The sequence below is a fragment of the Streptomyces sp. CB02959 genome, assembly GCF_002803155.1.
Lineage (GTDB): Bacteria > Actinomycetota > Actinomycetes > Streptomycetales > Streptomycetaceae > Streptomyces.
Genome location: NZ_NNBP01000016.1, coordinates 180,713 through 199,200, shown reverse-complemented (window position 1 = coordinate 199,200; position 18,488 = coordinate 180,713). Strand labels below are relative to the sequence as shown.

Here is an 18,488-nt window from a genome sequence, read left to right as displayed (position 1 = left end):
CGGTCCCGTGGGCCGGCCGGCTGATCATTTTACCGGCGGCGCCGGCGGGTCAGTGCGTGGCCCCCTCCGCGACCCGGAGGTCGGTGCGCGTCCGGGCGGCGGTGGCGGCGATCTCGCGCAGTGCGGTGGCGACCGCGTCGACCGGCAGCGACGGCTGGGCGCGGTCGGTGACCTGCTCGGGCGCGTACGGGACGTGCACGAATCCGCCGCGTATGTGCGGGAGTTCGGCGGCGATGAGGTGGGCGAGTCCGTAGAAGACGTGGTTGCAGACGAAGGTCCCGGCGGTGTTGGAGACCGAGGCCGGCAGGCCGGCGGCGCGGACGGCCGCCACGCACGCCTTGATCGGGAGGGTGGAGAAGTACGCGGCGGGCCCGTCCGGCACGATCGGTTCGTCGATCGGCTCGGCCCCCGCGTTGTCGGGTATGCGGGCGTCGTCGACGTTGAGGGCGACCCGCTCGACGGTGATGTCCGGGCGCCCGCCCGCCTGCCCGACGGCCACCACGAGGTCGGGGCGCGTCTCGTCGATCGCGGTGCGCAGGGCGGTCAGGGCGGCGCCGTAGACGCAGGGCAGTTCGGCGGTGTGCAGCGCCAGCCCGGCGAGCGGGGTGGCCGCCGCGGTGCGCACCGCCTGCCAGGAGGGGTTGGTGGCCGCGCCGTCGAACGGTGCGAATCCGGTGAACAGGACGCGGGTCGGCGGGGTGGTGGACGTCATGGGGTCCCTCTCGGGGCGGCTCGGGCGGTCGGCAGGTGGGGGCGGGGCCCGGCGGCCGGTGGCGGCCGCCGGGCAGGTCAGAACGCGAACAGCGCCATGATCACGATGTTGCAGCCCAGCAGGATGCCGGCGGTCGGCAACTGCGCCTTGATGGGCCCGTACTGGTCCTTCAGTTCCAGCAGCGCCGCCGGGACGATGTTGAAGTTGGCGGCCATCGGGGTGACCAGCGTCCCGCAGAAGCCGGCGAGCATGCCGAGGGCCAGGACGGCGGCCGGATTTCCGTGGAAGTGCCCGATGAGGACGGGCCAGCCGACCGCGGCGGTCATCACGGGGAAGGCGGCGAAGGCGTTGCCCATGATGAGCGTGAAGGCGAACATGCCCACGCAGTAGACGACGACGGCGACGTAGAGGGAGTCCTTCGGCAGCACGGCGCTGGCGAGCTTGCCGACCTGGCCGCCGACGCCGGAGACCTGGAAGATGGCGCCGAGCGTGGCCAGCATCTGCGGCAGCAGCATCGCCCAGCCCATCGCCTCCAGCATGCCGCGGCCGGCCTGGACGGGCACCGAGGGCCGCTTCTCGCGCAGCATCACCATGCCGACGACGAGCGCGGCGACCGCGCCGATGCCGAGGCCCAGGATGGTCTCGCTGCCCTCCTGGAGGACCGGTCGGCCCCCGATGGAGAGGTGTTTGACGCCGATGGCGCAGGCCATCGCGACGACCGGGATGGTCAGCGCCGGGACGAAGAGCTTGTTGCCCAGGCGGGCGGCGCTCGCGGTGCGCTCCTCCGGGGTGGTGGTGCGCGGGTTGCCGCGCCCGGTGAAGCCGAAGCCTGCCAGGGCGGCCATCACCAGCACGGCGGCGCCCAGTGGCTCGGCCGGCGCCTGCTTGGTGACCACCCAGCTGCTGTAGATGAACCCGGCGCCGATCAGGCCCCAGAAGGCGCCGGTGCCGAAGCGCTTGGGGTTGCCGCGGTCGGCGACCATCTGGGCGGCCATCACCAGGAAGCTGAGGCCGACGAGCCAGTAGAACCACTCTGCCTTGATCATCGGGTGGTCTCCGCTGCGGTGGTGGGGTGGGCGTTGGCGGCGAGCAGTTCGCGCTCCAGTCGGCGGTCCAGGCTCAGCAGCCGCCAGCCGTGGACGACGAAGGCGCACAGCGCGGTGGGGATGGCCCACAGCGCCAGTTGCAGCGGTTCGAGGTGGGTCCCGTAGGTGGTGTTGACGAAGCCGGTGATCAGCAGGATCGAGCCGACGGCGAGGAAGACGTCCTCCCCGAAGAAGAGGCCGACGTTGTCCGCGCCGGCCGCGAACGAGCGGATCTTCTCCCGGGTGCGGGCGGGGAGCGGGCCGTAGCGGCGCTCGGCGGCGCCCTCCGCCATCGGGACGGCGAGCGGGCGGACGGTCTGGGCGTGCCCGAAGACGTTGGTCAGTCCGACGGCGGCGCCGATCTGCCGCAGGCCCAGGTAGAGCGCGAGGAAGCGCCCGGTGGTGAGGCGCCCGAACCGGGCGATGAGAGTGCGGGCCTGTTCCTGGAGGCCGTAGCGCTCCAGCAGGCCGATGACCGGGAGGGTGATCGCGAAGATGGTCACCGCCCGGCTGCCGGCGAAGCCCTCGCCGAAGGCGGCCAGCACCTTCGTGGGCGAGAGTCCGCCGAGGAGGCCGGTGGTGATGCCGGCCACCGCGACGACCAGCAGGGCATTGCGTTTCGTGGCGAATCCGATCACGACCACGAGCACGCCGAGGAGCACGATCATGGCTCCGCCTTCCGCGTACGGGTTCCCCGACGGGTGCGTGCCACGGTTCGAACGGGCCGCAGGCGTCCGGGGAGCGTTGAGGGGTTGCTCCGGAGAGAGGGGTTGCTCTGGAGATTGCTGCGGAGGCTATTCGATTGTTCAACGATCCGACAAGGGGTCGGCGGCGAGGAAACGAGAGCGCGGTTACCCCTCGGCGATGCGCTGGGCGTACGCCGCCGACAACTGGCCGCGCGAGTCCTCCAGATAGGCGCGCAGCAGCGGCTCGGCGGCGGCCGCGTCGCCGGCCACCAGCGACTCCGCGATCTGCCGGTTGCGGACCAGGTAGGGCGCGTAGAAGCGCTGCGGATCGGCCATCACGTGGAAGACCAGTCGGAGTTCGGCCAGCACGCCGCGCATCAGCTCGTCGGTCCGCGGGCTGCCGGCCAGCGCCACGACGGCCTGGTGGAAGCGGATGTTGGCGGTCGAGAGCTCCTCCCAGACCCGGGCCGCGGCGGCGTCCTCGCCGGCCCGCACCGCCGCCTCGATCGCGGCCACCGACGCGGTGGTGGCGGCGTCGTACGGGCCCTGACCCAGTCCGCGCACCGCGGCGCACTCCACCAGCAGCCGCACCCGGAAGATGTCGTCGAGGTCCTCGACGGTCACCATCCGCACGAAGACCCCGCGGTTGAGCCGGTGCTCCAGCAGCCGCTCGTGGGTGAGCAGCCGGAACGACTCGCGGAGGGTGTTGCGGGAGACGCCCAGCGCACCGCCGATGCTCTCCTCGGACAGCCTCGCGCCGGGCGAGAAGTAGCCCTCGGTGATCCGGTCCCGCAGGATGTCGGCGACCCGTTCGGCCGTGCTGGCGCGGCCCAGCAGGGCGCGGTCCCGTTCCAGTCCCGCGACCTCGGCGAGCCGCCGTTGATCGTTCTTCGCCATTCCGCCGGCCATCCCGCTGTCCGCTCCGTCCCGTCCGGAACGGACCGACGAGGCCCGCCCCACTGCGATGTCAGCCGCAGTCAATCCCAGATGACGGGATGGGACAACACGCCTCTTGTCGGATCGTTGAACGATCTGTACGTTGGCTTGCGCCTCGGCATCGCCGCGGCCACCTCCCGCATCCGCACTGCACCCCGCACCCGGAACGGACATCCATGAGCAACCCGGCGGCCCCTCCCCCCATCGACCTCAACGCCGACCTCGGGGAAGGGTTCGGCCGCTGGCACCTCACCGACGACGAGGCCCTGCTGTCCGTCGTCACCAGCGCCAACGTGGCCTGCGGCTTCCACGCCGGCGACCCGTCCACCATGCGCCGGGTCTGCGCGCTGGCCGCCGAGCGCGGCGTGGTGATCGGCGCCCAGGTCTCCTACCGCGATCTGGCCGGCTTCGGACGCCGCGCCATGGACGTGCCGCCCGAGGAACTCGCCGACGAGATCACGTACCAGATTGGCGCGTTGGAGGTCTTCGCCCGCGCCGCCGGAGCCCGCGTCGGCTACGCCAAACCGCACGGCGCGCTCTACAACCGCTGCGTGCACGACGCCGAACAGGCCGCCGCGGTGGCCGCCGGGATCCGCGCCGCGGGCGGCCGACTGCCCGTCCTCGGCCTGCCCGGCTCCCGGCTGCACCAGGCCGCCGCGGAGGCCGACCTCCCCGTCGTCGGCGAGGCGTTCGCCGACCGCGCCTACACCGATCAGGGCACCCTGGTGCCGCGCCGGGAACCGGGCGCGGTCGTCCACGACCCCGACGCGGTGGTCAAGCGCGCGGTGGGCCTGGCCCGCGACGGTGCGGTCACCTCCCGCGACGGCACCCGGATCACGGTCGCCGCGCGCTCCCTCTGCCTGCACGGCGACACCCCGGGCGCGGCCGAACTGGCGCGGCGGGTACGGGCCGAGCTGACCGCGGCCGGCGTCCGCGTCCGGAGCTTCGCGTGACGCCGGACGGCGGCGCGCCGCGCACCGCCGGGCCGCTGCCGCTGCGCGCACTGCCGGTCGGCGACCACGGACTGCTGATCGAGCTGAACGGCGACGAGGACGTCGAGGCGCTCCACGCCGAGCTGCTGCGGCGCGCCGCCGCCGGCACGCTCCCGGCGGTCCGCGAGATCGTGCCGGCCGCCCGGACGGTCTTCCTCGACGGCCTGGCCGACCCCCCGGCGCTGGGCGCGGAGCTGGCCGGCTGGCGGATCCCCCCGCTGTCCGCCGGCGACCGCCCGGCCGTGGAGATCCCGGTCCGCTACGACGGGCCCGACCTCGCCGAGGTCGCCGCCCTGTGGGGCGTCACCCCCGACGAGGTGGTCCGGTCGCACTCCGGCACCGCCTTCCGGGTCGCGTTCTGCGGATTCGCGCCCGGCTTCGGCTATCTGACGGGGCTTCCGGAGCGGCTGCACGTCCCGCGCCGGGCGACCCCCCGCACCCGGGTCCCGGTCGGCTCGGTCGGCCTGGCCGGCCCGTACACCGGCGTCTATCCGCGCCCCTCCCCCGGCGGCTGGCAGTTGATCGGCCGCACCGACGCCGTCCTGTGGGACCCGCGGCGCGAACCGGCGGCCCTGCTGGCCCCCGGCACCCCCGTCCGCTTCGTCCCCGTGGACGCCCCCGTACCGGCCCCGCGCACCGCCCCGTCCCGCCCCGAACGCCTCCCCGAGGAGCCCGCCCGATGACCGACCGCGCCCTCTCGGTGGTCCGGGCCGGTGCGCTCACCACCGTCCAGGACCTCGGCCGGCCCGGCCACGCCCACCTCGGGGTGCCGCGCTCCGGAGCCCTGGACGAGCCCGCGCACCGGCTCGCCAACCGCCTGGTGGGCAACCCCGCGTCGGCGGCCACCCTGGAGACCACCCTCACCGGCTGCGCCGTCCGACTGCGCACCGCCACCACGGTCGCGGTCACCGGCGCCGCCTGCCCGGTGACGGTGGACGGCCGCCCCGCCCCCTGGGGCGCCCCGCTGCACGTGCCGGCCGGTGCCGTGCTGGAGGCCGGTCCGGCCACCCACGGAGTCCGCTGCCACCTCGCCTTCGCCGGCGGCATCGCCACCGAGCCGGTGCTCGGCAGCCGCGCCGCCGACCTGCTCTCCGGCCTGGGCCCGGACCTGCTCGCGGACGGCGCGGTGCTCCCGCTGGGCTCGCCTTACGGGCCGTCGGCAGCCGCCGACGCGGTGCCGCACACCGGGCCGGCGGCCGAGTTGGTGCTGCCGTTCCTGCCCGGTCCGCGCGACGCCTGGTTCACCGCCGACGGGCTGCGCACCCTGGCCACCGGCCGGTTCCGGGTCTCCGCGGCGTCCAACCGGATCGGGCTGCGCACCGAGGGCCCGCCCCTGGAGCGCGCCAGGGACGGTGAACTCCCCAGTGAGGGGATGCCGTTGGGCGCCCTTCAGGTCCCGCCGAACGGCCTGCCGGTGCTGTTCCTGCACGACCACCCCACCACCGGCGGCTATCCGGTCGTCGGCGTGGTCCCGGAGCGCTTCCTGGCCCCGGCGGCCCAGGCGGCACCGGGGACTCCGGTCCGGTTCGTGCGCATCGGCCGACGGCCGGGCCGGCCGGCGCCCGCCCGGTGACGGCGCCGCGCACCACCGCCTCAAGTGCGCCCCGAGCGCCGGGCATTCACGCCCGGTGCCCCGCCCGCCCCGGCGTCGCCGACAGCACGGACGGGCACAGTCCGTAGCGGATCAACTGCCCCGAGTGACCTACTCGGGCTCCCGCACGGAAGGAACCGTGTCCACCATGCGTCTCGCCCCGCGCCTCACCGCCGCGCTCAGCGGTCTCGCCCTCGCCCTCGGCGGCGTCGTCGCCCTCGCCCCGGCCGCCCACGCGACCCCGCAGGCGTGCTTCTACACCGTCCTGGAACAGCACCCCCAAGCCAATCCCGAAGTGGTCGAACGGGCCTGTCTCATCGGCGCCGAGGGCGGCCCCGAGGCCGTCCGGGCCTGCTACACCGAGCTGCGGCGGGACTACGTCCCCGCGGTGATCGCCTTCGAGGCGTGCCGCCGCGCGGCAGAAGGGGAGTGACGGGCGGCCATGCCCGACGCGCCCGGCCGCGGACCCGACGGTGCCCGCGGCCGGGCGCCGGCTACGCCACCCCGTACCCCCCGCCCCCCGGCGTCCGGATCACCAGCACGTCGTCCACCCCGACCTCCGCCGCGTCACAGCCCCGCAGCCGCTCGACCGAACCATCGGCCCGCTCCAGGAAGTTGGCGCCGAGCGCGCCCGGCCCGCCGCCGGCCATGCCGTACGGCGCGACCCGCCGGTGGTTGGAGAGCAGGGCGATCGTCATCGGCTCCAGGAACCGCAGTCGGCGCTCCACCCCGCGGCCCCCGTGCCAGCGGCCGGTGCCGCCGCTGCCGTCGCGCAGGGCGAAGCCGTCGACCCGGACGGGGCAGCGCCATTCCAGGACCTCGGGGTCGGTCAGCCGGGAGTTGGTCATGTGGGTCTGCACGGCGTCCGCCCCGTCGAAGCCGTCGCCGGCACCCGAGCCGCTGGCGACCGTCTCGTAGTACTGCACCCGTTCGTTGCCGAAGGTGAGGTTGTTCATCGTGCCGGAGCCCTCGGCCTGGATGCCCAGCGCCGCGTAGAGCGCCCCGGTGACCGCCTGGGAGGTCTCGACGTTGCCCGCGACGGTGGCCGCCGGGAAGACGGGCGCCAGCATCGAGCCCTCCGGGATGCGGACCTCGACGGGCTTGAGGCAGCCGCTGTTGAGCGGGATGTCCTCGGCGACCAGGGTCCGCAGCACGTACAGCACCGCCGCCATCACCACCGAACTCGGCGCGTTGGCGTTGCCGGGCTGCTGCGGTGACGTGCCGGCGAAGTCCAGCACCGCGCCGCGGGCCGCCCGGTCGACGGTCAGCGCGACCCGGATCTCCGCCCCGCTGTCCGTCTCGTAGCGGCAGCTGCCGTCCGAGAGCCGGCCGAGGATCCGCCGCACCGACTCCTCGGCGTTGTCCTGGACGTGCCCCATGTACGCCCGGACGACGTCCAGCCCGAACTCCTCGGTCATCCGCCGCAGTTCGTGGATGCCCTTCTCGTTCGCGGCGATCTGGGCGCGCAGGTCGGCGAGGTTGACGTCCGGGGCGCGGGACGGGTACGGCCCGGCGGTGAGCAGGTCGCGGGTCTCCCGCTCGCGCAGCCGGCCGTCGCGGACCAGCAGCCAGTTGTCGAAGAGCACGCCCTCCTCCTGGATGGTGCTGCTGAAGGCGGGCATCGAGCCCGGGGTGATGCCGCCGATCTCGGCGTGGTGCCCGCGGGAGGCGACGAGGAACAGCAACTCGCGCCCGTCGGTGCCGAACACCGGGGTGACGACGGTGATGTCCGGCAGATGCGTCCCTCCGTGGTACGGGTCGTTGATCGCGTAGACGTCGCCCGGCCGCAGATCGTCGCCGCGCCGCCGCAGCACCTCCTTGATGGACTCCCCCATCGAGCCCAGGTGCACGGGAATGTGCGGCGCGTTGGCGATCAGGTTGCCCTCGGCGTCGAACAGCGCACAGGAGAAGTCCAGCCGCTCCTTGATGTTGACGGAGTGCGCGGTGTTCTCCAGCCGGACGCCCATCTGCTCGGCGATGGCCATGAAGAGGCTGTTGAAGACCTCCAGCATCACCGGGTCCGCCGCGGTGCCGACGGCGGTCCGTCCGGGGCGCGGCCGGTCCCGGGTGAGCCGCAGGTGGCCGCGCTCGCCGACGGTGGCCCGCCAGTCGGGGTCGAGGACGGTCGTGGCGTCGTCCTCGGCGATGATCGCCGGGCCGGTGAGGGAGTCGCCGGGCCGCAGGTCGGTACGGCGGTACAGCGCGGTGTCCCGCCAGCACCCGCCGGCGTACGTCCGAACGGTCGCCACCGCCTTCAACTCCCCTTCCCGCTCGGCGAGTCGAACGGCGTAGTCGGCCGCGCCGCCGGCCGCGCCGCGCGCCTCCACCGACACCGCCTCGGCGACCAGCGGCTTGTCCATGGTGAAGGCGTACCGTTCGCGGTGCGCCCGGACGAACTCCGCGGCCATGGTCGCGGCGTCGGCGAGCGGGACGCCGAGAGCGGCGTCGGTCCCGGCGTAGCGGACCAGGACCCGGGCGCGGGTGGTGAGCGAGGCCGCCGGCACGCCGTCGTCCAGGAGTTCCCGCCGGGTCTGGCCGGCGAGGCCGTCGCACACCGCGCGGACCCGGTCCATCGCCCCCGGTGCGTCGAACCGCTCCTCGACGGCCTGTTCCCGCATCGCGGTGGCGTCGGCGACCCCGATCCCGTACGCGGAGAGCACCCCGGCCAGCGGCGGGACCAGGACAGTGGCGACGCCCAGCGCGTCGGCGACCGCGCAGGCGTGCTGGCCGCCCGCGCCGCCGAAGGCGACCAGGGCGTAGCGGGTGATGTCCCGGCCGCGCTGGACGGAGATCTTCTTGACCGCGTTGGCCATGTTGAGCACCGCGATGTCCAGGAAGCCGGCGGCGACGTCCTCGGGGCCGCGGTCGTCCCCGGTCGCGGCGGCGGCCCGGGCGGCCAGCTCCGCGAACCGGGTGCGGACCGTCGCGGCGTCCAGCCGCTGGTCGCCGGCCGGCCCGAACACCGCCGGGAAGTGGTCGGGTTGGATGCGGCCGAGCATCACGTTGGCGTCGGTGACGGTGAGCGGGCCGCCGCGGCGGTAGCAGGCCGGTCCGGGGTCCGCGCCGGCCGAGTCGGGGCCGACCCGGTACCGGCGGCCGTCGAAGTGCAGCACGGAGCCGCCGCCGGCCGCGACGGTGTGGATGTTCATCATCGGGGCGCGCATCCGCACCCCGGCGACCTCGCTGCCGTAGATCCGCTCGAACTCGCCCGCGTAGTGCGACACGTCGGTGGAGGTGCCGCCCATGTCGAAGCCGATCACCCGGACCGCGCCGCCCGGACCCCGCCCGCCCGCCTCCGCGGCGGTCCGCACCATGCCGACCACCCCGCCCGCCGGACCGGACAGCACCGCGTCCTTGCCCCGGAAGTGGGTGGCCTCCCGCAGCCCGCCGTTGGACTGCATGAACAGCAGCCGGATACCGGGGAGTTGGGCCGCGACCTCGTCGACGTACCGCCGCAGGATCGGCGAGAGGTACGCGTCGACGACCGTGGTGTCCCCGCGCGGCACCAGCTTCATCAGCGGACTGACCTCGTGCGAGCAGCTGACCTGGGTGAAGCCCGCCTTCTCGGCCAGCTCGGCGACCGCCCGCTCGTGCGCGGTGTGCCGGTAGCCGTGCAGCAGCACCACGGCGGCGCTGCGCAGGCCGTCCGCGCGGGCCCGCCGCAGCTCCCGGCGGACGGGCTCCCGGTCGAGCGGCCGGACCGGCTCGCCGTGGGCGCCGACCCGTTCCGGCACCTCGATCACCCGGTCGTAGAGCGCCTCGGGCAGCACGATCCGCCGGTCGAAGATCCGCGGCCGGTTCTGGTACGCGATCCGCAGCGCGTCCCGGAACCCTTCGGTGGTCAGCAGCACCGTCGGCTCGCCCGTGCGCTCCAGGAGGGCGTTGGTGGCGACGGTGGTGCCCATCCGGACGACCGAGACCCGCTCGGCGGGCACCGGTTCGTCCGGGCCGAGCCCCAGCATCATCCGGATCCCGGCGACCGCGGCGTCCCGGTAGCGCTCGGGGTGGTGGGAGAGCAGCTTGCCGGTGACCAGGCGCCCGTCCGGCCGTCTGCCCACCACGTCGGTGAAGGTGCCGCCGCGGTCGATCCAGAACTCCCAGCGCCCGGTCATCCCGCCATTGTCGCAGCGCCGCCCGGTTCCGACAGGGCCGCGAGGGCGCTGCGGGTGGCCCGTTCGGCGGCGGCGTCCAGCAACCGCCCGGATCCGGCCAGGCCGTACCGGCACTCCCGTACGGCCAGCGCCAGCAGGCCGGGCAACAGGTCGGTGCACCGGTCGGCCACCCACCGGGTGCCTCGGGTCGCCATCCACACCAGCGAGCCGGCCCGAGTCGGCGGCGGGCCGTCGAGGGTGAGCGGGGGCGGCGGCCCACCGGCCAGTCCGCGGGCGGCCAGCGCGGTGTGGAAGCCGCGGGCCAGCAGCCGGTGGCCGCGCTCGCTGGGGTGCAGCCGGTCCACGCTCCAGGTGGCCCGGTCGGCCACCCAGGGGTGGTCGGCGAGATGGACGTGGACGCCGCCGTAGCGCGCGCCGACCGCGTGCACGACGGTGTTGACGGCGCGCATCCGGCGGGCCAACGGGCGGGCCAGCGGCGCGGGCAGCCCCAGCATCCGGCCGGGGTCGGGCAGACACGCCGTCAGCACCACCGTCCCGTCGCCGCTCAGGGCGGCGTGCGCCCGGTCCAGTGCCGCGGCCACCCGCTCGATGGCGAACGCGGCGCGCAGCGTGTCGTTGGCCCCGACCACGACGGACGCGAAGCGCGGGGCGAGCGCCCGAGCCTGCGGCAGCTGCTCCTGCGCCACCTCGGCCGCCAGCGCCCCGCTGCGCGCCAGGTTCACCAGGGGGACGTCGCCCGGCCGTTCCCCCAGCGCGTCGGCCAGCAGTGCCGCCCAGCCCCGCCAGCCGCCGCCCGCCACCGGGTCGCCGAGCCCTTCGGTGAGCGAGTCCCCGAGGGCCACGAACGGGGGCGTCACCGCCGCCCCCAGGGACCCGTCGCACGCGGCCCGGCCGGTGTGGCCGGCCGCCGCCCGCCGGCCGGCCTGGGGGCGTCGTGGGCCGCCAGGAACGCGGCCACCGCCGGCTGCCAGCCGTACCCTTCGGCGCACCGCCGGGCGGCGGCCCGGCGGACCGGCTCGGGCCGGGCCAGCACCCGCTGCACCGCGTCCGCGAAGGACGGGCCGTCGTCGAGTGCGGTGTCCCCGCCGTCGTCCACCAGCCCGGCCAGCGCCGAGGCGGCGCTGGCCACCACCGGGGTGCCGCAGGCCAGCGCCTCCAGCGCGGCGAGCCCGAACGTCTCGGCCGGGCCGGGCGCCAGGACCAGGTCGGCGGCAGCCTGGAGCGCCGCCAGCCCGGTCCGGTCGGCGAGGTGCCCGAGGAACGTCACCGGCAGCCGCGCGGCCCGCGCCCGGCTCTCCAGCCGGGCCCGCAGCGGCCCGTCGCCGGCCACCACCAACGCCGCGTCGACGCCCCGACCGCGCAGCTCGACGAGCGCGTCCAGGGCCCGGCCGGGCCGCTTCTCGGTCGACAGCCGGGAGCACATCAGCAGCAGCACGGCGGCCCGTCCGGCGTACCGGCCGCGCAGGCCGGCGCTGCGCAGGCCCGGGTGCCGGGCGGCGAGATCGACCCCGAGGGGCGCCCGCACCACGTTCCGCGCCCCGGCCCGGAGGAACTCCGCCGCCGCCCACTCGGTGGTGCACACCACCCGGCTGTAGGCGTACGCGGTACGGGCGTTGGCCCGGTCGGCGACCGTGCGGGCCAGCGGGCGCGGCACGCCCCAGGTGCGCAGCACCCCGTCCACGCTCTCGTGCGACACCATCACCGCGGGGACCCTGGCCCGGCGCGCCCACTCGCCCGTCCAGCGCAGCGTCGTCCGGTCCGAGACCTCCAGCCGGTCCGGGGCCAGCTCGGCCAGCAGATGTTGCAGTCGGCGGCGGTCGGTCAGCACCCGGTAGCCGCCGGTGCCGGGCACCGGCGGCCCGGGGAGGGTGAGCACCCGGCCCTGTGCGGTCTCCTCGTCCCGGAAGCCGCGCGGGCCCACCGCGTCCGGCGGGCCCGGCACGATGAGCACCGGCTCGTGGCCGGCCGCCCGGTACCCGGCGCCGAGCTCGTGCAGGGCGGTGCGCAACCCGCCGGAGGACGGGGTGACGAAATTGGCGATCCGGACGATCCGCAGCCCCCTCCGGGCGTCCCGGGTCCGGCCGGCGGTCACACCGCCACCGCCGTCCGGTCGGACAGCACGTCCTGGTAGTGGCCCAGCAGTTGGTCGCCGACCGCCTCCCAGGTGCGGGTCGCGACGGCCTGCCGCCCGGCGGCGCCGTACCGCACCCGCAGCTCCGCGTTGCCGCCCAGCGTCCGGACCGCGTCCCGGAGCGCGCTGCCGTCCCCGGGCGGGACCAGCAGCCCGGTCCGCCCGTGATCGACGAGGTCCAGCGGCCCACCGGCGGCCGGCGCGACCACCGGGACGCCGGACGCCATCGCCTCCTGCACGGTCTGGCAGAAGGTCTCGTACGGCCCGGTGTGCACGAACACGTCCAACGAGGCGTACAGGCGGGCCAGTTCATCGCCGGTCCGCCGTCCCAGGAACCGCACCTCCGGCAGCTGCGCCCGCAGGGCGGCGGCGCTGGGCCCCTCCCCGATGACCACGGTGCGGACCCCGGGGAGCCGGGAGGTCGCACCCAGCAGCCGCACGTCCTTCTCCGGCGCCAACCGCCCCACGTATCCCACCAGCAACTCCCGCCCCGCCAGCAATGAGCTGCGGAGCACCGTGTCCCGCCGCCCGGGGTGGAACCGCGCCGAGTCCACCCCGCGCGGCCACAGCCGCACCCGCGGCACTCCGTGCTCGGTCAAGTCCAGCAGCGCCGCGCTCGACGGGGCCAAGGTGAGGTCGGCGGCGGCGTGCACCGCCCGGATCCGCCGCCAGGCCGCCGCGCCGCCGCGCCCCAGGTAGGTGCGCGCGTACCGCGCCATGTCGGTCTGGTAGACCGCGACCGCCGGCACCCCGCGCCGGGCCGCGGCCGCCATGCCCCGCGCCCCCAGGACGAACGGGCTGGCCAGGTGCACGAGGTCGGGCCGGTGCCCGTCCAGCGCCGCGGACAGCCGCCGCCCGGGCAGCGCGATCCGCACCTGCGGGTATCCGGGCAGCGGCATCGAGGGCACCCGCACCACCGGGCACGGGCTCTCCTGCACGTGCGGGGCGACGGCCGGTACGGAGTTCGCCAGCGGCGCGATGACCAGTGGTTCGTGCCCGCGCCGGACGAGGTGGCGGGCGGTTTCCAGGGTGCAGTGCGCGACGCCGTTGACGTCGGGCGGGAAGGATTCGGTGACGAGGACGACACGCATAACGCTGTTGTCGGCGCACCGTGCGTGGACCGGGCCAAGGGGATCTTTCCAACCGGCGAACGTCCCATGAGCGTTCGCCCACCCGCCCGGTCAGGCGGGCCCGGGCGGCCTCACACCGCCGAGGCGTCCGGTCCGAAACGGGCGCGGACCGCGGTCTGCACCTCGGCCTCCTCGGCCGGGTCGGCGGCGAGGCGGCGGAGCTGTTCGACGACCCGGTCGTCGCCGGTGGCCGCGTGCCGGGCGGCCAGTTCCCGGGTGGTCTCCTCGCAGTCCCACAGGCACTCGACGGCGAAGCCGGCCGCGAACCCGGGGTCGGTGGCGGCGAGCGCGGCGGCGGCCCGGCCGCGCAGGTGCGAGGAGGAGGTCTCGCGGTAGAGGTGGCGCAGCACGGGGGCGGCGCAGACGATCCCGAGGCGGCCGGCGCCGTCCGCCAGTTCCCACAGCGCGCAGGCGTCCGGCCCCTCTTCCCGCACCGTGCGGCGCAGCGCGGCCAGCACCAGGTCGGCGTCGCGGCGGGCACCGCGGCGGGCCAGCATCGCGGCGGCGGACGCCCCCAGCCGGTCGGCGCGCACGGCCCAGATCCGGGCCCGCTCGACGGCCGCCACGCTGCGCATCCGCTCGTAGGCGGAGAGCGCGGCGGCGACCAGCGGCTCGCCGGAGAGCGGGTCGGTGGCGGCGGCCTCGATGAGGTCGAGAACCTCCGGGTCGCCGCGCTCGGCAAGGTGGTGCAGGACCGCGGCACGCGGCGTGTCGGGTCCGCCGCGGCCGGCCCGCAGCAGCTCGGCGCGGTCCTCGGGACCGGCGACGGCGCTCAGGCAGCGGGCGGCGGCGATGTAGCGGTGCTCACCGGGACGCGGTTCGAGCTCCTGCTGGGCCCAGTCCAGCACCTCGGCCACGCTCCAGCCGGGGCGCGGGCCGCGCGGCCGGAGCTGCCGCTGCCAGCGGTCGAAGGAACCCTGCTCGTCGGCGGCGGCCAGCCGCGTGCCGTAGCGGGCGTCCTCGGCCCACAGCCGCCAGGGCCGGGGCTCGAAGGCGTCGCGCACGGTGACGGCCAGCGCGGCGTCGCCCTCCGGGGTCTCGGGGAAGCGGGCCAGGACGGCGGGCGCCAGGCCGGTCAACCCGGCGTCGTCGTCACGCAGCGCGAGCTCGTCGAGGGCCCAGCGCCAGTTGCTGCCGACCGCGGCGTAGCTGCGCAGCAGCAGCCGGGCGGCGTCCCTGCCGTACGCGGCGAGGTGGCCGAGGACGGAGAGGGCGAGGCCGGTGCGCTCCTCGCTGGTGTCGGTGAGGTCGTCGGGGTGGAAGAGGTGCCGTTCGATCTCCTCCAGGCCGCCGTCGAGCTGCATGTAGAGGCGCGCGTAGTAGAGCGAACGGTTCTCCACCTGCCAGTCCCGGCGCGCATCGCGCAGCACACTGTCGTTGAGTGCCGCGAGCGCCTCGGCCCGCGGCGCCGCGAGGGCATGCAGGGTCCCGTCGCCGCGGCCTCGCTGAAGGAGGCCGAGCAGGGTGCCACTGGGCGCTATGTCTGGATCGAACATGAGGTCAGCATCCGGTGCGGGGGACAGGCTGGCAACGGGATTTCCGCTGACCGGCATTCTTGCCGGTGACCGCGGGCCCTATGCGTCGTTCCCACCATGGATCGGTGGGGTAGACAGCTGTACGGCGGCCGCAGCCTAGCGTGGAACCTTTGATTCCGCCGATTCGGGCCCGGTTGCCGCAAGGAAGCCGATGGCATATGCCAGATGCACCACCGTATCGGGTAGTGCCAAATCCCTTACGCACCGTCGCAGCCTGTGCAAGAGTCGTAACCGGCCCATACGTTCCGGCGCCGCCTGATCACGGAGTACGTCATGCCGCCCCCTCTCTTCGCGGATCACCCAGCCGATCGGACCCCCGAGCGTGACGCGGTCGAGGCACTCATCTCGCAGGCCCGCACCCTGCGCGGTGGCCTCGACGCCGTACGCAGAGAGTCCTCGGTGGCCGGTGACCTCGCCGCCGACCCGCAGCTGCGCTGGCAGCGGGCGCTGTGCGACCTCGCCGTCCACCATCTGGACGACCTCGGCGGTCACCTCGACCAACTCAGAGAGGGCCTGCCCGGCACGCTCGCCGAGGGTCCGGAGCCGCACGTCGAGGCGCCGGCGGCCCCGCCCGAGCCCGAGGCGCCCGAGCCCGGTGCGCTGCTGCGCCGGGTGGGCAGCGCCGAGTGGAACCTCCTCACCGACGACGCGACCTGGTCCGACGAGCTCTTCACGATGTTCGGCCGGGAGCCGGCCGACGGCCCGCTCACCCTGGACGAGCTGCCGTCCCTGGTACACGCCGACGACCAGGAGAAGCTGGCCGTGATGGTCACCGACTGCCTGGTGGACGGCCGGCCGATCGACGGCGAGTTCCGCATCGTGCGCGCCGACTCCGTCCACCGCACAGTCCACATGGTCGGCGAACCGGTGCTCGACGCCGACGGCAGCACGGCCTGCATGTGGGCCGTGCTCCGCGACGTCAGCGAGCTGCGCCGCAGCCAGTCGGCGGTGCGCGAGACCGGTGACTCGCTCCGGCGCCAGCGGCACGTCGCGCAGACCGAGCACCGGCTCGCGGTCGAGCTGCAAGAGGCCGTGCTGCCGCCCTGGCGCGGTTCGCTGCGCTTCCCCGAGGGCGGCCCCGTCACCCTGGACCTCGCCGGGCGCTATCTGCCGGCCGGCACCTCCGCCCTGATCGGCGGCGACTGGTACGACGCACTCCAACTCCCCGACGGGCGCACGCTGTTGAGCGTCGGCGACCTCACCGGGCACGGCGTCGCGGCGACGTCCGGCATGGCGATGGCGCTCGGCGCGCTGCGCGGCATGGCCGTCGCGGGACACCGGCCCGGCCAGCTGATGGGTTTCCTCAACCAACTGCTGGACAGCGCCACCCAGCCGGCACTGGGCAGCGCGGTGTGCTGCCAGTTCGATCCCGCGACGCGGGCGCTGGAGTGGGCCCAGGCCGGGCACCCCGCACCGCTGCTGTTCCGCGGCGGCACGGGGCGCGCCCTGGACGCGCCGGAGGGCGTGCTGCTCGGCGCCACGACGGGCGCGAGCTACGGCCAGCACGCCGAGCGACTGGAGCCGGGCGACCTGCTGGTACTCCACACCGATGGGCTGGTGCCGCGCCGCACCCACGGCCCGGACAGCACCCATGAGGGCACCGAGCGCCTGCTGGCCCTGGCGCCGCGGTTCGGCGCGGCCCGCAGCGCCCAGGAGAGCGTCCGTATCGTGGTCGAGGAGTTCGGCACCGCCGAGCGGGAGGACGACGCCTGTGTGCTGATCGCCAAGGTCGGCGACTGACGCACGGCGCGACCGTCGAGGGCTGACCGGCTGCGGGGGCGCCGGCCACCTCGTCAAGTGACTCGGGTTCTATTGACGGAACGTCATATATCGCTGATACAGCGCAGTTGGCAGGTCTTTCGGCAGGGTGCTCCCCTGGGTACGTGGGTGTGGGTAGCGGATGTCGGCATTGAGGGGCAGGGCCGGTTCGACTCTCGGTCGGTCGAAGGTGGGGGCGCGCCGTCGTCGGCGTGCTCGCGGGCGCGGGCATGGGCCCGCCCCGGCGGTGCGCGGTGGACGCAGGGGCGCCGAGCGCTCCTCAGACCGCGAAGGTCGGCCCCGTTTCCGGCCCGAGGCCGGGCCCGAGGGCCGCTCCCTTCCCCTTGGGCCTCGGCTTCGGCAGGACCTGCTGGAGCTCCTCGCGGAGGTCCTGGATCTTGCCGCACCCGGCGTACTGGCCGGTGAGCCGGAACATCTCCCGTAGCCGGTCCCAGGTGCGGTGCGAGGAGTTCTCCCCGATGGAAACCAGCGCCAGCCGGGCGTAGCGGTCGGCCTGTTCGGGATCGTCTCCCAGGAAGCAGGCCGAGGCCATCGAGATGTAGTCGAAGATCTGGGACCGCTGCTGACCGCTCTTGCGGAGTTCCAGCGCCTGCTTGGCGTGGCCCTGGGCGATCTTGGCGGCGGACGGGTCGTGCTCGGCGAGGGTGCGGAACGCCAGCGCCTCCATGCCGTGCAGATCCGCCTCGTCGAACATCTGCATCCAGGCCGGCGGCGGCACGTCGCCCTTGTCGGAGACGAACAGGTCCTCGGCCTCGCCGAGGGTGCGGCGCATCGCCTGGCCGTGCCCCTTGGACGCGTGGGCCCACGCCTCGATGGTGTGCAGCATGGCGCGGGTGCGCGGCAGGGTCTCCTGGCCGGAACCGGACTGGGCCAGCTTCATCAGGTCGAGGGCGTCGTCCGGGCGGCCCAGGTGGACCATCTGGCGGGCGGCGCGGGAGAGCGCCTCGCCGGCGCGCGGGCGGTCGCCGCCCTCCCGGGCCGCGTGGGCGGCGATGATGAAGTACTTCTGCGCGGTGGGCTCCAGGCCCACGTCGTGGGACATCCAGCCGGCGAGCACCGCGAGGTTGGCGGCCACGCCCCAGAGCCGGCGCTGGAGGTGGTCGGGGTGGCGGTAGGCGAGCATCCCGCCGACCTCGTTGAGCTGGCCGACCACGGCCTTGCGCTGGAGGCCGCCGCCGCGGGCCGCGTCCCATCGGCGGAACACCTCGACGGAGTGCTCCAGGGCGTCGATCTCCTGTGACCCCACGGGGGCCGCCTCGTAGCGGTCGAGGCCGATCTGGTCGAGTTCGTGCAGGGATTCGTTGGCGAGCGGATCGTCGTGGCGGAGGGCCATCGGGGCGGGGTCGGTGTGCAGCCAGTCGTGCATGGCGCCGGTGAGTGCGGAGCCCGCGGCGAGCGCCGCGCCCGCCCCCACCAAGCCGCGTCGATTGAGCATGAGGTCCATTCCCGTGAATTCCGTGAGGACCGCTGCGGTCCGCTCGGGCGCCCACGGCAGACCGTCCATGGCCTGCCGCTTCCCCGCGCGACCGGTCCGGGCGAACCCGAGGTCCTCGATGGTTACGACACGGCCGAGGCGCTCGGTGAAGAGGGAGGCGAGGACCTTGGGCACCGGGTCCCGGGGCGTCTCGCCCATGTCGATCCAGCGCCGGACCCGCGAGGTGTCGGTCGCCAGCTGCGGATGGCCCATGGCCGCCGCCTGCCGGTTGACCAGTCTCGCCAGTTCTCCCTTGGACCAGCCGGCCAGGCCGAAAAGGTCCGCGAGACGGGTGTTCGGCTCCCTGCTCACGTCAAGCCCCCAG

15 protein-coding genes are annotated in these 18,488 nt (G+C 75.1%); 5 read left to right on the top strand and 10 right to left on the bottom strand.

The window, feature by feature from the left end; all coding sequences use genetic code 11:
* Positions 1–49 precede the first annotated feature (49 nt).
* From pcp to CG747_RS25440, 4 genes are all read right to left on the bottom strand, one after another.
* Positions 50–712 carry a pyroglutamyl-peptidase I gene (gene pcp, locus CG747_RS25455; protein WP_100604139.1) on the bottom strand — a complete coding sequence of 221 codons (663 nt, stop codon included), beginning with the start codon at positions 710–712 and terminating at the stop codon, positions 50–52.
* A gap of 77 nt (positions 713–789) precedes the next feature.
* The gene (locus tag CG747_RS25450; RefSeq protein ID WP_100604138.1) at positions 790–1,758 is read right to left on the bottom strand and encodes a DUF979 domain-containing protein; all 969 of its coding nucleotides are present in this window, start codon (positions 1,756–1,758) and stop codon (positions 790–792) included.
* A complete protein-coding gene (locus CG747_RS25445) occupies positions 1,755–2,465 on the bottom strand; it encodes a DUF969 domain-containing protein (protein WP_100604137.1) in 711 nt (236 codons plus the stop codon). Before CG747_RS25445 ends, CG747_RS25450 begins: the two co-directional genes overlap by 4 nt.
* A 183-nt stretch (positions 2,466–2,648) precedes the next feature.
* Positions 2,649–3,392, bottom strand: a complete 744-nt coding sequence (locus tag CG747_RS25440; protein WP_100604136.1) for a GntR family transcriptional regulator — start codon at positions 3,390–3,392, stop codon at positions 2,649–2,651.
* A gap of 203 nt (positions 3,393–3,595) precedes the next feature.
* Between CG747_RS25440 and CG747_RS25435 the strand changes: the two genes are divergently transcribed.
* From CG747_RS25435 to CG747_RS25420, 4 genes are all read left to right on the top strand, one after another.
* Positions 3,596–4,372, top strand: coding sequence for a LamB/YcsF family protein (locus tag CG747_RS25435; protein WP_100604135.1), 777 nt, complete (start codon positions 3,596–3,598; stop codon positions 4,370–4,372).
* Positions 4,369–5,094: a 5-oxoprolinase subunit PxpB gene (gene pxpB / locus CG747_RS25430; RefSeq protein WP_374701816.1), complete on the top strand. Its 726-nt coding sequence runs from the start codon at positions 4,369–4,371 to the stop codon at positions 5,092–5,094. The genes CG747_RS25435 and pxpB overlap by 4 nt, the downstream gene beginning before the upstream one ends.
* Positions 5,091–5,984, top strand: a complete 894-nt coding sequence (locus tag CG747_RS25425) for a biotin-dependent carboxyltransferase family protein (RefSeq protein ID WP_100604134.1) — start codon at positions 5,091–5,093, stop codon at positions 5,982–5,984. The genes pxpB and CG747_RS25425 overlap by 4 nt, the downstream gene beginning before the upstream one ends.
* Positions 5,985–6,150: 166 nt before the next feature.
* Complete coding sequence (locus CG747_RS25420; protein ID WP_100604133.1) at positions 6,151–6,435, top strand: hypothetical protein; 285 nt, start codon at positions 6,151–6,153, stop codon at positions 6,433–6,435.
* 61 nt (positions 6,436–6,496) lie between these two features.
* Here CG747_RS25420 and CG747_RS25415 read toward each other — a convergent pair whose 3' ends face one another.
* The 5 genes from CG747_RS25415 to CG747_RS25395 all read right to left on the bottom strand — a co-directional run bounded on the left by CG747_RS25415 (position 6,497) and on the right by CG747_RS25395 (position 14,871).
* A complete protein-coding gene (locus tag CG747_RS25415; RefSeq protein WP_100604132.1) occupies positions 6,497–10,114 on the bottom strand; it encodes a hydantoinase B/oxoprolinase family protein in 3,618 nt (1,205 codons plus the stop codon).
* Positions 10,111–10,971, bottom strand: a complete 861-nt coding sequence (locus tag CG747_RS25410) for an SGNH/GDSL hydrolase family protein (RefSeq protein ID WP_100604131.1) — start codon at positions 10,969–10,971, stop codon at positions 10,111–10,113. The genes CG747_RS25415 and CG747_RS25410 overlap by 4 nt, the downstream gene beginning before the upstream one ends.
* Positions 10,968–12,206, bottom strand: a complete 1,239-nt coding sequence (locus tag CG747_RS25405) for a glycosyltransferase (protein WP_100604130.1) — start codon at positions 12,204–12,206, stop codon at positions 10,968–10,970. Before CG747_RS25405 ends, CG747_RS25410 begins: the two co-directional genes overlap by 4 nt.
* The gene (locus CG747_RS25400) at positions 12,203–13,336 is read right to left on the bottom strand and encodes a glycosyltransferase family 1 protein (protein ID WP_100604129.1); all 1,134 of its coding nucleotides are present in this window, start codon (positions 13,334–13,336) and stop codon (positions 12,203–12,205) included. Before CG747_RS25400 ends, CG747_RS25405 begins: the two co-directional genes overlap by 4 nt.
* Before the next feature lie 110 nt (positions 13,337–13,446).
* Positions 13,447–14,871: a hypothetical protein gene (locus CG747_RS25395; protein WP_100604128.1), complete on the bottom strand. Its 1,425-nt coding sequence runs from the start codon at positions 14,869–14,871 to the stop codon at positions 13,447–13,449.
* A 312-nt stretch (positions 14,872–15,183) separates the two neighbouring features.
* Here CG747_RS25395 and CG747_RS25390 point away from each other — a divergent pair, with 312 nt between their 5' ends.
* Entirely contained in the window at positions 15,184–16,650 is a 1,467-nt protein-coding gene (locus tag CG747_RS25390) for a PP2C family protein-serine/threonine phosphatase (RefSeq protein WP_100604127.1), read from the top strand.
* 298 nt (positions 16,651–16,948) lie between these two features.
* Here the strand turns inward: CG747_RS25390 and CG747_RS25385 are convergent, their stop codons facing one another.
* On the bottom strand, positions 16,949–18,475 hold the full coding sequence (locus CG747_RS25385; protein ID WP_100604126.1) for a hypothetical protein: 1,527 nt from the start codon (positions 18,473–18,475) through the stop codon (positions 16,949–16,951).
* Positions 18,476–18,488: the final 13 nt, after the last annotated feature.

What these genes read in the sequence shown, in the direction of transcription:
- pcp (WP_100604139.1), bottom strand. Translation starts at nt 712, where the DNA reads ATGACGTCCACCACCCCGCCGACCCGCGTCCTGTTCACCGGATTCGCA.
- CG747_RS25450 (WP_100604138.1), bottom strand. Translation starts at nt 1,758, where the DNA reads ATGATCAAGGCAGAGTGGTTCTACTGGCTCGTCGGCCTCAGCTTCCTG.
- CG747_RS25445 (WP_100604137.1), bottom strand. Translation starts at nt 2,465, where the DNA reads ATGATCGTGCTCCTCGGCGTGCTCGTGGTCGTGATCGGATTCGCCACG.
- CG747_RS25440 (WP_100604136.1), bottom strand. Translation starts at nt 3,392, where the DNA reads ATGGCCGGCGGAATGGCGAAGAACGATCAACGGCGGCTCGCCGAGGTC.
- CG747_RS25435 (WP_100604135.1), top strand. Translation starts at nt 3,596, where the DNA reads ATGAGCAACCCGGCGGCCCCTCCCCCCATCGACCTCAACGCCGACCTC.
- CG747_RS25425 (WP_100604134.1), top strand. Translation starts at nt 5,091, where the DNA reads ATGACCGACCGCGCCCTCTCGGTGGTCCGGGCCGGTGCGCTCACCACC.
- CG747_RS25420 (WP_100604133.1), top strand. Translation starts at nt 6,151, where the DNA reads ATGCGTCTCGCCCCGCGCCTCACCGCCGCGCTCAGCGGTCTCGCCCTC.
- CG747_RS25415 (WP_100604132.1), bottom strand. Translation starts at nt 10,114, where the DNA reads ATGACCGGGCGCTGGGAGTTCTGGATCGACCGCGGCGGCACCTTCACC.
- CG747_RS25400 (WP_100604129.1), bottom strand. Translation starts at nt 13,336, where the DNA reads ATGCGTGTCGTCCTCGTCACCGAATCCTTCCCGCCCGACGTCAACGGC.
- CG747_RS25395 (WP_100604128.1), bottom strand. Translation starts at nt 14,871, where the DNA reads ATGTTCGATCCAGACATAGCGCCCAGTGGCACCCTGCTCGGCCTCCTT.
- CG747_RS25390 (WP_100604127.1), top strand. Translation starts at nt 15,184, where the DNA reads ATGCCGCCCCCTCTCTTCGCGGATCACCCAGCCGATCGGACCCCCGAG.